Annotated in this window: 16 protein-coding genes; 9 read left to right on the top strand and 7 right to left on the bottom strand. The window is 60.6% G+C overall.

All coding sequences use genetic code 11. The features are described from left to right. Positions 1-245 precede the first annotated feature (245 nt). Complete coding sequence (locus BM317_RS01990; RefSeq protein WP_092166819.1) at positions 246-1454, top strand: ammonium transporter; 1209 nt, start codon at positions 246-248, stop codon at positions 1452-1454. A 15-nt stretch (positions 1455-1469) separates the two neighbouring features. Here BM317_RS01990 and BM317_RS01985 read toward each other — a convergent pair whose 3' ends face one another. After that, positions 1470-3182 (bottom strand): cation:proton antiporter, encoded by a 1713-nt coding sequence (locus BM317_RS01985; RefSeq protein WP_092166818.1) that lies wholly within the window; start codon positions 3180-3182, stop codon positions 1470-1472. Positions 3183-3371: 189 nt separating this feature from the next. Here BM317_RS01985 and BM317_RS01980 point away from each other — a divergent pair, with 189 nt between their 5' ends. The 3 genes from BM317_RS01980 to BM317_RS01970 all read left to right on the top strand — a co-directional run bounded on the left by BM317_RS01980 (position 3372) and on the right by BM317_RS01970 (position 4988). Next, positions 3372-3611, top strand: a complete 240-nt coding sequence (locus BM317_RS01980) for a glutaredoxin family protein (protein WP_092166817.1) — start codon at positions 3372-3374, stop codon at positions 3609-3611. Positions 3612-3704: 93 nt separating this feature from the next. After that, entirely contained in the window at positions 3705-4025 is a 321-nt protein-coding gene (locus tag BM317_RS01975; protein ID WP_003199451.1) for a hypothetical protein, read from the top strand. Positions 4026-4097: 72 nt separating this feature from the next. Beyond that, complete coding sequence (locus BM317_RS01970) at positions 4098-4988, top strand: pseudouridine synthase (protein WP_092166816.1); 891 nt, start codon at positions 4098-4100, stop codon at positions 4986-4988. 76 nt (positions 4989-5064) lie between these two features. On the opposite strand, the gene BM317_RS01965 is transcribed toward BM317_RS01970, so the two are convergent. Then, entirely contained in the window at positions 5065-5286 is a 222-nt protein-coding gene (locus BM317_RS01965; protein ID WP_003199454.1) for a YgdI/YgdR family lipoprotein, read from the bottom strand. 75 nt (positions 5287-5361) lie between these two features. Further along, positions 5362-5964 (bottom strand): molybdenum cofactor guanylyltransferase MobA, encoded by a 603-nt coding sequence (gene mobA, locus BM317_RS01960; RefSeq protein ID WP_092166815.1) that lies wholly within the window; start codon positions 5962-5964, stop codon positions 5362-5364. A 78-nt stretch (positions 5965-6042) separates the two neighbouring features. Between mobA and moaB the strand changes: the two genes are divergently transcribed. Together moaB and glp are read left to right on the top strand one after the other, a co-directional pair. Next, entirely contained in the window at positions 6043-6582 is a 540-nt protein-coding gene (moaB, locus tag BM317_RS01955; RefSeq protein WP_092166813.1) for a molybdenum cofactor biosynthesis protein B, read from the top strand. Between the two features lie 22 nt (positions 6583-6604). Further along, a complete protein-coding gene (gene glp, locus BM317_RS01950; RefSeq protein ID WP_170866241.1) occupies positions 6605-7792 on the top strand; it encodes a molybdopterin molybdotransferase MoeA in 1188 nt (395 codons plus the stop codon). A gap of 59 nt (positions 7793-7851) precedes the next feature. Here glp and BM317_RS30955 read toward each other — a convergent pair whose 3' ends face one another. After that, on the bottom strand, positions 7852-8160 hold the full coding sequence (locus tag BM317_RS30955) for a hypothetical protein (protein WP_256326538.1): 309 nt from the start codon (positions 8158-8160) through the stop codon (positions 7852-7854). A 316-nt stretch (positions 8161-8476) separates the two neighbouring features. Between BM317_RS30955 and yegS the strand changes: the two genes are divergently transcribed. Beyond that, a complete protein-coding gene (gene yegS / locus BM317_RS01940; protein WP_092472904.1) occupies positions 8477-9394 on the top strand; it encodes a lipid kinase YegS in 918 nt (305 codons plus the stop codon). Here yegS and BM317_RS01935 read toward each other — a convergent pair. The 3 genes from BM317_RS01935 to BM317_RS01925 form a co-directional block, all read right to left on the bottom strand. Next, entirely contained in the window at positions 9378-10037 is a 660-nt protein-coding gene (locus BM317_RS01935) for a response regulator (protein WP_092166804.1), read from the bottom strand. The genes yegS and BM317_RS01935 overlap by 17 nt on opposite strands. Further along, positions 10034-10927, bottom strand: coding sequence for a sensor histidine kinase (locus BM317_RS01930; RefSeq protein WP_092166803.1), 894 nt, complete (start codon positions 10925-10927; stop codon positions 10034-10036). The genes BM317_RS01935 and BM317_RS01930 overlap by 4 nt, the downstream gene beginning before the upstream one ends. Before the next feature lie 220 nt (positions 10928-11147). Further along, the gene (locus tag BM317_RS01925) at positions 11148-11618 is read right to left on the bottom strand and encodes a hypothetical protein (protein WP_060738514.1); all 471 of its coding nucleotides are present in this window, start codon (positions 11616-11618) and stop codon (positions 11148-11150) included. A gap of 480 nt (positions 11619-12098) precedes the next feature. On the opposite strand from BM317_RS01925, the gene BM317_RS01920 reads away from it, so the two are divergent. Then, complete coding sequence (locus tag BM317_RS01920) at positions 12099-13022, top strand: chemotaxis protein CheV (protein ID WP_053120553.1); 924 nt, start codon at positions 12099-12101, stop codon at positions 13020-13022. A 70-nt stretch (positions 13023-13092) separates the two neighbouring features. Beyond that, positions 13093-13902, top strand: coding sequence for an MOSC domain-containing protein (locus tag BM317_RS01915; RefSeq protein ID WP_092472902.1), 810 nt, complete (start codon positions 13093-13095; stop codon positions 13900-13902). The last annotated feature ends 32 nt before the right edge of the window (positions 13903-13934 follow it).

Here is a 13934-nt window from a genome sequence, read left to right as displayed (position 1 = left end):
TCTGCCATGTACTGGTGCGTCAGTCTGCGCCAGTGCGCTGAAGCTGGGCGAAAGCCCGTAAAACCTTAACCCAATAATCAAAACCCGCGAAGCACGTCGAAGCGGCACTTCGTTTTGCCTGATCTGACGCACCAAAGTAGTTCATCGGCCTGTTTGTGGCCAATGAGTCGTTTCAACTTGGTGCGCTCATGGGGTGAGTGAACCGGTTTGGTGCTTTTTTCAACTTTTTCAGGTCTGCCAACACCATGGAAAATATGCAAAGTGCCGTGGACAGTCTGGTCCACAGCTCCAACACGCTGTTCATCCTGCTCGGCGCGGTCATGGTCCTGGCCATGCATGCCGGCTTCGCGTTCCTTGAAGTGGGAACGGTCCGGCAGAAGAACCAGGTCAATGCGCTGTCGAAAATCCTCAGCGATTTTGCGGTCTCGACCCTGGCCTATTTCTTTGTCGGTTATTGGATTTCCTATGGTGTGACCTTCCTGCAGCCGGCGACGGTACTCAGCACCGATCATGGCTACAGCCTGGTGAAGTTCTTCTTCCTGCTGACCTTTGCCGCTGCGATCCCGGCCATCATTTCCGGCGGTATTGCCGAGCGTGCGCGGTTCGCGCCGCAATTGTGCGCCACGGTGTTGATCGTGGCGTTTGTCTACCCGTTTTTCGAAGGCTTGGTCTGGAACGGCAATTTTGGCGTGCAGGCTTGGTTGCAAGCTCGGTTCGGCGCCAGCTTCCATGACTTCGCCGGTTCCGTGGTGGTGCATGCCATGGGCGGCTGGCTGGCGTTGGCCGCGGTGCTTTTGCTCGGCCCGCGTAATGGCCGCTACCGGGACGGTCGCCTGGTGGCGTTCGCGCCTTCGAGCATTCCATTCCTGGCATTGGGCTCGTGGATCCTGATTGTCGGCTGGTTCGGTTTCAACGTGATGAGTGCCCAGACCCTGCCTGGGGTGAGCGGGCTGGTGGCGGTCAATTCGTTGATGGCCATGGTGGGCGGTACCGTGGCGGCATTGATTGTCGGGCGCAATGACCCAGGCTTCCTGCACAACGGCCCGCTGGCCGGGTTGGTGGCGGTCTGTGCCGGTTCCGACCTGATGCACCCGGTGGGTGCGTTGGCCACCGGTGCCATTGCCGGTGCCTTGTTTGTCTGGTGCTTCACGGCGGCCCAAGGCAAGTGGAAGATCGACGACGTGCTCGGCGTCTGGCCGCTGCACGGGTTGTGCGGAGTCTGGGGTGGCATTGCCTGTGGCGTCTTTGGCCAGGTTGCCCTGGGCGGCCTGGGTGGGGTCAGCCTGATCAGCCAGTTGATCGGCACGGCGCTGGGTGTCGTCGTCGCCCTGGCCGGTGGGTTCGCGGTCTATGGCGCAATCAAGGCCGTGCTGGGGCTGCGCTTGACCCAGGAAGAAGAGTATTACGGCGCAGACCTGTCGATTCACAAGATCGGCGCGGTCAGCCAGGACTGATCGTTGCACAGGACACTAGGGCTCCTTGTCCTGGTTGCCAGGGTAAAAACCGTGGAGCAGGCGATAACGGTCATGACGGACCTGATCCACATGATGCCGGACTTGTTGTTCCGGCAGGCCAAGCATGATCAGGGCGTGGGACGCCAGCATCAGGCTCGATTCCAACAGTTCCGGGACCACTTCGCTGGCCCCGGCTGCCTGCAACTCGGCCAATTGGCTGTCGTCGCGGGTGCGCACCAGGATCGGCACCTGTTGGTTGACCCGCCGGGCCGCCTTGAGCACGGTGATGGCGATGTCGGTCTTGTCCACCGCGATCACCAATAGCCTGGCGCGGCTCAAGCCAACGGCGGCGAGCAGGTCACCCCGTCGCGAATCGCCGTAATGCACGCAGTTTTCCCCGACGGTGGCTTCCTGGATGATCACCGGGTCGTCATCCAGGGCGACGAACGCCTGGCCTTCGCGGCGCAGGAAGCGCCCGATGGACTGGCCGACGCGCCCGTAGCCGCAAATCACCACGTGATCCGACAAGCCGGCATTGAGTGCGCTGATCTGGTCCAGTTGCGCCTCTTCGTTGGGTTTGCGATGCAGGCGCGCGGCGATGCGCGGCGCCGCACGCAGCAACAGCGGCGTCAGCAGCATCGAGCAGAATGTCGCGGCCAGCAGCAGGCCGCTGATGTCGGCGGGCATGAGACTGTTCTGTTGCATCAGCGCCATCAAGGCAAAACAGAATTCGCCGCCCTGGGCCAGGGCCAGACCACTGCGCCAGGCGGTTTCCCCATCACTGCCGCGCCATTTCACCAGGGCGGCGACCACGCAGCCCTTGAGGAGCATCAGGCCGAGGGTCAATCCCAGAATCAAAAGGCCGTCATCGAGGAACAGTTGCAGATCGATCAGCATGCCGATGCTAACGAAAAACAGCCCCAGCAGGATGTCGCGGAACGGACGTATGTCGGCTTCGATCTGATGCCGGTAGTGGCTTTCCCCCAGCAACATACCCGCCAGGAAAGCCCCCAGGGCCGGCGACAAGCCGAGCAAGTGGGTCAGCCATGCCGTCAGCAGCACGATCACCAGGGCCAGCAGCACGAACAGTTCTGCGGACCGGGACGCCGCCACCTCATGAAACAGCCGGGGCAACAGCAGCCGGCTGGTCAGCAGCAGGCCACCAAACAACACCAGAGTCTTGCCCAGGGTCAGCGGTAGCGCCCAGTACCACGGGTGCTCGCTGCTGCCGGCGAAGACCGGCACCAGGGTCAACAGCAGCACCGCGACGACGTCCTGGAACAACAGGACGCCAATGGCGTTCTGCCCGTGGCTGCTGAAGATCTCGCCCAGGCTGGTCAACTCCTTGCTGACAATGGCGGTGGAGGACAAGGCCAGCCCCGCGCCGAGCAGCAGCGCGGCGATCACCGGCGCGCCGCACACGGCCAGCAATCCCGCCAGCAGCGCCCCCGAACACAGCACCTGCAGGCTGCCGAGGCCGAACACGACCCGACGCAGTTCGAGCATTTTCGACAGGGAAAACTCCAGCCCCAACGAGAACAACAGGAACACCACCCCGAGCTCGGCCAGATCCGGCAGTTCCTCGCTGTCGTTGACCCAGTCCAGCGCGGTAGGCCCGACCGCCAGCCCGACACAGAGATAACCCAGCACGGGCGGCAGGCGCAGCCGCCTGAAGAGGGCGATGACCACCAGGGACGAGGCAAGGATGATCAGCAGGTTGGCAAACAAGGGGAACTCCGTTTCAAGGCTACAAGGCAAAGCGTAGAGGGGAAAATGCGACCAGCGTCGCTGGAAAAGCATTCATGTTCAGTGATTTGCATCAGCGTTTTACCGAAACACCCGGAAGCGAGCCAGCGACTCGACGGTTTTCCGAGGCGGGCCTAGAATGATCGTCTATCTTTTTTGGGTCTACCCGCCATGCTTCCTGAATGCCAGTTGTTCGGCACCCTGGGGTGTCATCTTTGTGAAGTTGCCGAAGGGGTGCTGATGCCTTTCGTCGAACATGGATTGTTGGTGGAACTGGTGGATATCGCCGAGGACGAGACTTTTTTCGAAGCCTATGAGCTACGTATCCCGGTCCTGCGCAGAATCGATACTGGTGCGGAGCTGGACTGGCCTTTCGATGACTCCGACCGGGTTGCCGCCTTTCTGCGTTGACCCATTTCCCGGCGTGCCTTCATACGAGGCCATTGGCGAAAATCGCGTTCTTCGGTTACTGTATGTTCATACAGTTTTCTGGAGTGCATACCCTTGGTCAATGTCGAACAACTGAAAAGCAGCGTAAACAGGATGTCCGCGGACGTTGTGCGTGAGGCGGTCCTGGAGCTACGCCTGGATGGCTTGGTGACCGAAGGCAAGACGCCCTTCAATAAACTGCATTTCAACACCTGTTTCGCCGAGATCGAAGCGTTGTTCCAGCGTGCCGGCTATCACAAACAGTTGGATGTGGTGGGTTACCAGGGTTTGCTGTACGCGCTGTACGATCCAGGTCGCTGGGAGGCGGTGGAAGTGCTGCGCTGGTTGAAGGAGTTCACCGAAGCGGCGGCCAAATCGACGTCAGTCACGGCGTAAAGCAATCATCGCTGGGCTGCGCGGTGCGACTGTCGGATAATGCCGCCCTGCAAAAACGCCTGAGAGTTTTCAATGCCCGGTTCATCGTTTTCCGCCGCTCATCATCAGGCCAGTACGCTGTATCTGCCGCCCGGTTCCTGGCCGACGGTGCTGGAGTGCCTGTGCGAGCATTTCAGTGCCATCAGTCGCGAGCAGTGGCTGGACCGGATCGCCCGGGGCCGGGTATTGGACGGGGAGGGCAAGGCCATCCATGTCGACTTGCCCTACCGCGAAGGCCTGCGCATCCACTACTTCCGTGAAGTACCCGACGAGAAGCCGATCCCGGTGGTGGAGTCGATCCTGTATGCCGACGAGCATCTGGTGGTGGCAGACAAACCGCATTTTCTGCCTGTCACTCCGGCGGGCGAATACGTTGAGCAAACCTTGTTACGACGGCTGATCCGGCGGCTGGACAACCCGCATCTGGTGCCCTTGCACCGCATTGACCGGCACACGGCCGGGCTGGTGTTGTTTTCAGCCAACCCGCACACCCGTTCGGCCTATCAGTCGTTGTTCCCGACGCGGCAGATCGAGAAACGCTACCAGGCCATTGCCCGCGCGTTGCCTGGGTTGACCTTTCCCCGGGTGCATAGAAGCCGGATGATCGACGGTGAGCCATTCTTTCGGATGCAGGAAGGGCCGGGCGAGCCCAATACCGAAACGGCCATCGAAGTGCTGGAAAGACACGGTGACCTGTGGCGCTACGGGTTGTCTCCGGTCACGGGCAAGAAACACCAGTTGCGGGTGCATATGAATGCCCTGGGAGCGGGTATCTGCAACGATCCGTTTTACCCTGACGTGCTTCGGGACGCCGAGGATGACTACGCCAACCCGCTCAAGCTACTGGCACAAGGGCTGCGTTTCATCGATCCGGTCACCGGCCAGGAGCGTGTATTCCAGAGTGAGATTACATTGCAGTGGTAGTGCCCATGGTTTTCGACCAGGCATAAAAAGCCCGCAAATGTTGCGGGCTTTTCGTATCTGGCGGTAGCGCTGAAGATTACAGGTCTTTAACGGTACGAACCTGATCCTTGTTCACGCGAGTCTGCTTGCCATCCAGCTGCTCGAATTCGTAGAAGCCGCTTTCTTCATCGTAATGAGGGGTATCGACGGCCTGGATTTCGCGACCGTCATTCAAGGTGATCACTGTTGGCGAAGCGCACCCGGCAAGGGTGGCGAGGCCCAGAGCGAGCATGAACGTGGCGAGGGTCCGTTGTGTCATGGTGTTTCTCCGAAATGGATTCTTCAAGTTACTGACCTTCAGACGTATACATTGCGCGCAAGTTCCTGGCTAGTGTCAATCTGACACGCCTTTATGTCGGACCAGTAACTCCGGGGTGTTCAGATTGGCCAGCCGCGGATCGTCTGCAGGGCATTGCAAGGCAACGGCGTGCAACGCGCGCATAACCCGACCGGGGCTTCGTTCGCCTTCGCTCCAGGCTTTTTCGAAGCTCGCTGCCAGGGCCAGCGGGATGACACACAGCAGCGGTTCCCAATGCTCGCCGTGCCGCACCATCAATGGCTGATCGGGGTGCTGGCTGGCCGTCCTGCGCATGTTGTCGAGCAGGCTGGCGTCGACCTGCGGCACGTCGCACGGCAGCACCAGCAAATACGGGTGCCTCGCAGCCTTGAGACCTGCCCGGATGCCCGCCAGTGGCCCGGGAAAGTCACCTTCCTCGTCATGCACCAACTGATCGGCATACGGTGCGTAACGTTGTGCATTACGGTTGCAGGAAATGATCAGGTCATCGCTCAGGGCGCGGGTCTGGCGATGGATATGGGCAATCAGCGGTTCGCCTTGCCACTGCACCAGGCCTTTGTCCTGACCGCCCATGCGTTGCCCGCGACCACCCGCCAAGAGCAGAATGGAGCAGGGTGGCAGCGGCGTAATCGAGGTCATGGCGTGTCTCCGCACGGGCGAAAAAATGAAGCGCTGTGATATAACACCGGGCTGTTTCCTCCACAACTGGACGAGCCTATGAAAGCCAAGGCTGATGTACCTTTCGTGCCGCTCAATATCGCGGTGCTGACAGTCAGTGACACCCGTACCCTGGAAACCGATACGTCCGGGCAGGTCTTCGTCGATCGGCTCAAGGCGGCCGGCCACAACCTGGCGGCGCGGGTCCTGCTCAAAGATGATTTGTACAAGATCCGGGCGCAAGTCGCGACCTGGATTGCCGAAGACGTGGTGCAAGTGGTGCTGATCACCGGCGGCACCGGCTTCACGGGGCGTGACAGCACGCCGGAAGCCGTCACGTGTCTGCTGGACAAGCAGGTCGACGGGTTTGGCGAGTTGTTCCGGCAAATATCAGTGGCCGACATTGGCACTTCCACTGTGCAGTCCCGCGCGCTGGCGGGCCTGGCCAATGGCACGCTGGTATGTTGCCTGCCGGGGTCGACCAACGCGGTACGTACCGGATGGGATGGGATCCTGGCCGAACAATTGGATGTGCGGCATCGTCCGTGCAACTTCGTTGCCCATTTGAAACAGGCCGCGCCTTGTGAATCCCGTGGGTAAACCGGGCAAGGCCGGCGCCTTGATGGCCGTCGAAGTGGCGTTGGAGCGGCTGCTCGAGATGGCGGCGGCCACGCCGATCGTTCAGCGCGAACATTTGCCTTTGGCCGCGGCGTCAGGGCGAGTGCTCGCCGAGGATCTGGTCTCGACCCTTGATTTGCCGCCATGGCCCAACAGTGCCATGGATGGCTATGCCCTGCGGTTGGCGGACTGGAACGGCGAGCCGTTGGTGGTCAGCCAGCGGATTTTCGCCGGCCAGGCTCCGGAGCCGTTGGCCGTTGGTACCTGCGCGCGGATCTTCACGGGGGCGCCAGTCCCTGCCGGCGCCGATTGCGTCGAGATGCAGGAAAACGCCGTGGTCGAAAGCGACCAGCGGGTGCGGTTTACCGAGCCGATGGTCAGCGGGCAGAACATTCGTCCCCAGGGACAGGAGACCACTGTTGGCGAGCAAGTCCTTTCTGCCGGGACTCGCCTGGGGCCGATCGAGCTGGGCTTGGCGGCATCCTTGGGCTGTGCGTCGCTGGACGTGGTGCGCAAGGCCCGCGTCGCCGTCCTGTCCACGGGCGATGAACTGGTCGAGCCCGGTCAGGTGTTGGGTCCTGGCCAGATCTATAACAGCAACCGCGTGCTGCTGTGTGGCTGGCTGCAACGCATGGGCTGCGAGGTGGTTGACGCGGGTATCCTGCCCGACGATTTGTCGGCCACCCGTGAGCGCCTGGCACAGTTGTCGGATGTCGATCTGATCCTGTCCACCGGCGGGGTATCGGTGGGGGAGGCGGACTTCCTGGGTATCGCCTTGCGCGAGGATGGCGAGCTGGCGCTGTGGAAACTCGCCATCAAACCGGGTAAGCCGTTGACGTGCGGGAATTACCGTGGCGTGCCGGTCATAGGCCTGCCTGGAAACCCCGCTTCGACCCTCGTGACGTTCGCCTTGCTGGCAAGGCCTTACCTATTGAGACGCCAAGGCGTTCAGTCGGTGGCGCCGCTCAAGTTCAAGGTGCCGGCCGGTTTCGCCTGGCCAAAGGCGGGCAGTCGCCGAGAATACCTGCGAGGCCGTATGGAGAATGGTCGAGCGATCATCTACCGAAACCAGAGCTCGGGTGTCCTGCGCAGCGCGGCCTGGGCCGACGGGTTGGTCGAGGTGCTCGAAGGGCAGACGCTGGTGGAGGGCAACGAAGTGGGCTTCATTCCCTTGAGCGAAATCCTGGGCTAGCACATGGCAGGTGTTCTCCGGCCCGAGTTGGACGCTCGGGCCTTTTGTGCGCCTCACCTTTATCGCGTGAGCAGCATCACCAACTGATCGAATCGATTGTTGGCAATCCAGCCCAGCAGACCGAGTACCACCGCCGCGGCGCCAGCCGAATAGGCCAGCCTGTGGCGGATCACCTTGACGTCGGTGCGTATTTCATCCATGTCTTTGCGGATGTATTTGAGGTGGGTTTCCAGTTCAACGACGCGCGGTTCCAAATCAATTCCTCCAACGGGATTACTGCAACTTTTGCATTCGTTTCGAGTATCGGCGCGCCCGCTTCCAAAGGACGCGAGCTGCCGGGGCGACAGCTTGTATTCACGGTTATGCATGGGACGGTCCATCCCCTTGGCCATAACTGTTCGAGCGACTGATCCGGCCCCTGCGGGCCGTGACGTATCCATCCATGGGAGAATGCTTCCTTGTGTGATGAGGGTTTAAGCGATCCAGCAAAACATGAAGCCAAGGTGTCTCAATACCGCTAGAGGGTCAATTGAGCTGATTCGCCAGATCTTGTAAGAAAACTCTTCGAATCAGTGCGTGTCGATCGGACCAGTCGTCCTGTTCGTTGAATAAATTGAGACGCGCCGGGCTTTTTCGCGCCAATGAGCGGTCCCATGCCTGAACCTTCCAATGACGGAGACCACGATGAGCAAAGGCAAGGCGCTGTTGATTCTGCATGGCAAGCAAGCGCTCAACGAAGAGGTTCGCTCGGCAGTGATGCTCAAGCGCGAACAGGGCTGGGAGCTGGCGGTACGGTTGACCTGGGAAGCCGGTGATGCCCAGCGATGCGTCGATGAAGCCCTGGATGCCGGTTATACGCGACTGATCGCTGGCGGCGGTGATGGAACCTTGCGTGATATCGCCGAGGCGATCGTCCACAAGTCCAGCGATGCCAGCCTGGTATTGCTGCCGCTGGGCACGGCCAATGATTTCGCCCGGGCGGCGGGTGTTCCGTTGGAACCCGCGCAGGCCCTAGATCTATTGGACGTTGCGCCCCAGGCCGTTGATGTGGGGGAAGTCGGTGGGCGGATTTTCCTGAACATGGCCACCGGCGGTTTTGGCAGCCAGGTGACGGCGAACACCTCCGAGGATCTCAAGAAGGTCTTGGGCGGCGCCGCCTACCTGTTCACGGGCCTGTCTCGATTCAGTGAACTGAGTACCGCCTATGGTGAGTTGCAGGGTCCCGATTTTTACTGGCAGGGCGATTTGCTCGCGCTGGGCATCGGTAATGGCCGGCAGGCGGGGGGAGGCCATGTGCTGTGCCCGCAAGCGTTGGCTGATGATGGGTTGCTGGACATCAGCATCCTGCCGGCGCCCCAGGAAGTGGTCAGTACGTTGAAGGATTTGCTCGCAGGCGGCCTGGGCATCGACAACATGTTTGTCCGTGCGCGCTTGCCATGGGTGGAAATCAAGGTCGCGCAAGGCCTGGACATCAATCTCGATGGCGAACCGTTGCAGGTCGACACCCTGCGCTTCACTGTCCGTCCGAAGGCGCTGCGGCTGCACCTGCCGTCCGATTCGTCGCTGTTGGGCGGCGCGACGGCGCTCAGTCATCCAGGCTGATGATTTGCTCACGCACCGCGAACAGCACAAGACCGGCCACGTCATGGATCTGCAAGCGCTTCATGACTTGCGCCCGGTGGGTTTCCACGGTCTTGACGCTCAGGTTCAGCCCATTGGCAATTTCCCGAGTGGATTTGCCGCGCACGATCAGTCGCAGAATTTCCAGCTGGCGTGCCGTCAGGTTATGGGCCTGGGCAGGGTCCGGCTGATGTTTCTGGACACGGGTCAGCGCCTGGTTGATCACCGTGTGGGCGATGGCCGGGCTCAGGTAGCGTTCGTCATTGCGCAGCGCTTCCAGGGCGTGTCTCAGCTCGGTGGCGGTGGTGTCCTTGAGCAGGTAGCCATGGGCGCCTGATTCCAGCGCCTGCATGATCAACGCAGGATCCGTATGCATCGACAGGATCAGCACCTTGCTGTGGGGGCGCACCCGCTTGAGTTGTTGCAAGGCATCCAGGCCGCTGGTGTCCTTCATGGAAATGTCCAGTAGCACGATGTCGGGGTTCAGTCGTTCTACCAGCTCCACCAATTGTGTGCCGTCATTGGCTTCGCCGATCACGGCATAGTCCGGGATATCCATGACCAGAGCTCGTACGCCGGCCCTGATCAGGGAATGGTCGTCTACCAGGAGCAAATTACAAATCAAAGGAAAACCTTATTCTTACTGGCTCGTTCCAGGGCACGCGGTGCCCAGGGAAAGCGTGCTTCGATGTGCGTGCCTTTGCCGGCCTCGCTCACGACCTTGAGGGTGCCGCCCAATTGTTCGACCCGCTCCGACATGCCGGCCATGCCCCGTTGGCCTTCGCGAGCGGGGTGGCTGGCCGGGACAAATCCCAGGCCGTCGTCGCTGATCAGCAGGGTCAGGCCGTCGGGCAGGCGTTGCAGGCGTACCAGCAGATTCGTCGCCCGGGCATGGCGCAAGATATTGGTGACTGCTTCCTGGGTGATCCGGAACACCGCGACCGACATCTCCTCCGGGATACCCGTCATGCGCTGCTGGCAATCGAGGCTCCACTTCACCGGGGCGTTGGCCAGCGTCTTGAGCAGGTGCGCCCGCAGGCTGGCCTCAAGCCCGAGGCTGGTCAGCTCCCTGGGGTTGAGGATCGCCGATACGTCGCGGACCTTGTTGAGGGTTTCGTCCAGGGTTTCGCACAGGAGCGCGCACTGACCTTGCAATTCTTCCGGCATCCGACGCTTGAGCCATTCGCCTTGCAGTTTCGCCGCGGTCAGCAATTGGCCAATGTCGTCATGCAATTCGCGGCTGAGCCGATGGCGCTCATTCTCCTGGACCTCGAGCAACCGGTCGGCCAGCTCCTGGGGCTGGAACTTGATGGACTTGCGCGACAATCGATGGTGGATCCAGACACAGCTCAAGGCCGCGACATTCAGGGCCAGCAGGCCCAGCGGCACCGTGTGGGCGTACAGGTAGGTCAGCAGGCAGCCGAGGGTCGAGCACACGCACAATAATAATGTGAAGCGACGGGCGTTTTCTCGGGAGGGAGGCCAGGTGATGAATGACTTGAGGCTGGCGTGCATAGCGGATGGAGCCAATGAATGTTCGCTGCGGGCAGGCCGGTCAGCTCATCTGACAGGCCGGGTCGGGTAAACGTTTCAGGTCGAAGGCTGCTTCGGTTGGCGGCTATTACGGCGCTGCCTGGAAGTGGCTGACGCGGGAGATAGTACCACTTCGCCTATCGTTGGTCGCGCTCGGCATGGTGCCGTGAAAGCACTGGGGAGCAGGCGCATTGCCATCGTGTCAGGCTTGTTTCTGGGGATAAGACACCAACGCCAGCGGACGTGATGCGGCCAATGCCTGGTCGGGACTCTGGCCGACCTGGAAAGCGAATGCCTCGATCAAGGACGTTTGTTCGCTGTTGTCCAGGCTCAACTGGCCGGTGGTGTGATCGACCAGTTCCAATTGCCAAGCCATCAGGGTGAAGCAATCCTTCAAGGCATCCAGGGCCTGGTCATGCAATTCCATGTGGTTTTGCGCATGGCTGAGCAAGCCATGGATATGCAGGGAAAACTCCGAAACGGCTTCCAGCGCCAGGGCATTGGTCTTGTTTGCCAGTTTCAGCAAGGTGCTGAGCATGCAATCGATGGCGTCCTTGTCATTGTTGATCAATTGCAGATGGCTCAGGCATTCCTCCGACTTGGCCAGCAGTGTCTCGGCCTCGATCAGAAGTTCGGGAAGACGTTGACTCCAGTTCCTACGATCGTTCGGCATGCTTATCTCCACAACATCATGTCAGGCGAAAGGAAACCGCGTATGGCGAACGGCTGGATCTCAAGGTCGACCGTGGACGGACGCGCGAATACACGCCCGTGCCGTTCAGCGAAGGTGAATTCGTAAACGATTACACGGGTGGGATCGGCCGAAAGGCTGCAGGTCCGATGTCCTGTGGTCGCGCACAAAAGCCTGACTCCGTTCAGCAATGAGAATGGCGTCACATTAATGGCTATTGGATAACGGGAATATCAGGTTGGACCTGATTGTGCCTAGGGGAATCCCTTAGACAGGGGAACTTAGTGCGCAAACCGGAGTCGCGCAGCGGGATTAAATGGCAGATGAAATCGTGAAGCCAGTAAAGCATGATGTTAATGTGATATCAATTCCCCGCGTGTATTTTAATCCGGGGTCAAGAATCGGTTCGTGCGGCCGATATCGGTTTTATTGGATTCATCCGAACAAGCCCAGGAGTCATCGATGGCCGGCATTCTCGACACAGTAGATCAACGAACCCAACTGGTGGGTGAGAATCGCCTGGAAATTCTCATGTTTCGCCTGGCGGGTCGGCAGTTGTTTGCCATTAACGTGTTCAAGGTCCAGGAAGTCCTGCAACTGCCGAAGTTGACCCTGATGCCGCAACGCCACCCGTTCGTGTGTGGCGTGGTCAATCTGCGAGGCCAGACGCTGCCGGTGATCGACCTGTCCCAGGCCATTGGCATGCGTCCGCTGGTGCCAGGCGCCAACAGCACCATTATCGTGACCGAATACAACCGTTCGGTTCAGGCGTTCCTGGTGGGCGGCGTCGACCGCATCGTCAACATGAACTGGGAAGCCATCCTGCCACCGCCGACCAGCGCCGGCCGCGAGCACTACCTGACCGCCATCAGCAAGGTGGACGATCAGTTGGTGGAAATCATCGACGTGGAAAAAGTCCTGGCCGAAATCGTGCCGTACAACGCCAAGGTCTCCCGGGACAAACTCGAAGACCCGGTGCTGGAGCGCGCCCGTGGCCGCGAAGTGCTGCTGGTGGACGACTCCAACGTCGCGCTCTCGCAATTGCGCGACACTCTGGGTCAACTGGGCGTGAAAATGCACATCGCCAGCGACGGCCTGAAGGCCCTGAACATGCTCAAGGCCTGGGCCGATACCGGCGAGGTCATGACCGACAAATTGCTGATGATCTTCACCGACGCGGAAATGCCGGAAATGGACGGCTACCGCTTGACCACCGAAATCCGTAACGACCCGCGTTTGCGTGGGCTCTATGTCGTACTGCACACCTCGCTGTCCGGCAGCTTCAACGATTCGATGGTCAAGAAGGTCGGTTGCGACAACTTCCTCTCCAAATTCCAGCCGGACAAGCTGGTCGACGTGGTGCGCCAGCGGCTGATGCTCGACTGAAACCGATGGTGGTTTGCTTCAATGGCCGGCTCGTATAAGGTGGCATTTTTTGCCACCAGGGAAGTTGACCATGTTGCGGCTGAGCGCGCTGTATCGGTATCCGTTGAAGTCCGGCAAGGGTCAGCCCCTGCAGCAAATCGGCCTGGACAAGCTAGGGCTGGACGGTGATCGGCGCTGGATGCTGGTGGATGAGGGCACGGGGCGGTTCCTGACCCAGCGCGCCGTGGCGAAGATGAGCCAGCTTTCTGCCTTGTGGAACGAGGCGGGTGGCCTGACGCTCAGCGCGCCGGGCCATGGCGCCATCGACGTGCCGCTGCCACCCACCCAGCAAGAACGACGGCGCGGCGTGATCATCTGGCGTGACACCTTGCGTGTGCCGGATGCCGGTGATGAGGCTGCGGCCTGGGTCAGCGAATTCATCGGCAACCCCACGCGGCTGGTGCACGTGCCGGTGGAACTGGCGCGCACCACCGCCGCCGGTTATGGCAAGGATGACGACAAGGTCGCCTTTGCCGATGGTTTCCCCCTGCTGCTGATTGGCCAGGCCTCATTGCAGGACCTGTCGAGCCGTGTCGGCCGCTCGCTGGAGATGTTGCGCTTTCGTCCCAACCTGGTGGTGGAGGGCAGCGAGGCGTTTGCCGAGGACGGTTGGAAGCGTATTCGTATCGGCGAGGTGGAGTTCCGGCTGGTCAAGCCCTGCTCGCGTTGCATCATGACCACGGTCGATCCGCACACCGGCGAACGCGATCCTGATCGCGAACCCTTTGCCACGTTGCAGCAATACCGTTCGACGCCGGACGGTGCGATGTTCGGCCAGAACCTGGTCAACGACAGCAACGGTCGGCTTGAAGCCGGCATGCCGGTTGAAGTGCTCGAATAAACAGAACCGTGAACAAAAATCTGTGGCGAGGG

Origin of the sequence: Pseudomonas sp. NFACC24-1 (assembly GCF_900115235.1) — a bacterium.
GTDB lineage: Bacteria > Pseudomonadota > Gammaproteobacteria > Pseudomonadales > Pseudomonadaceae > Aquipseudomonas > Aquipseudomonas fluorescens_AA.
The sequence above is the reverse complement of the archived record's forward strand: the minus strand, read 5'-3'. Positions and strand labels throughout refer to the sequence as shown.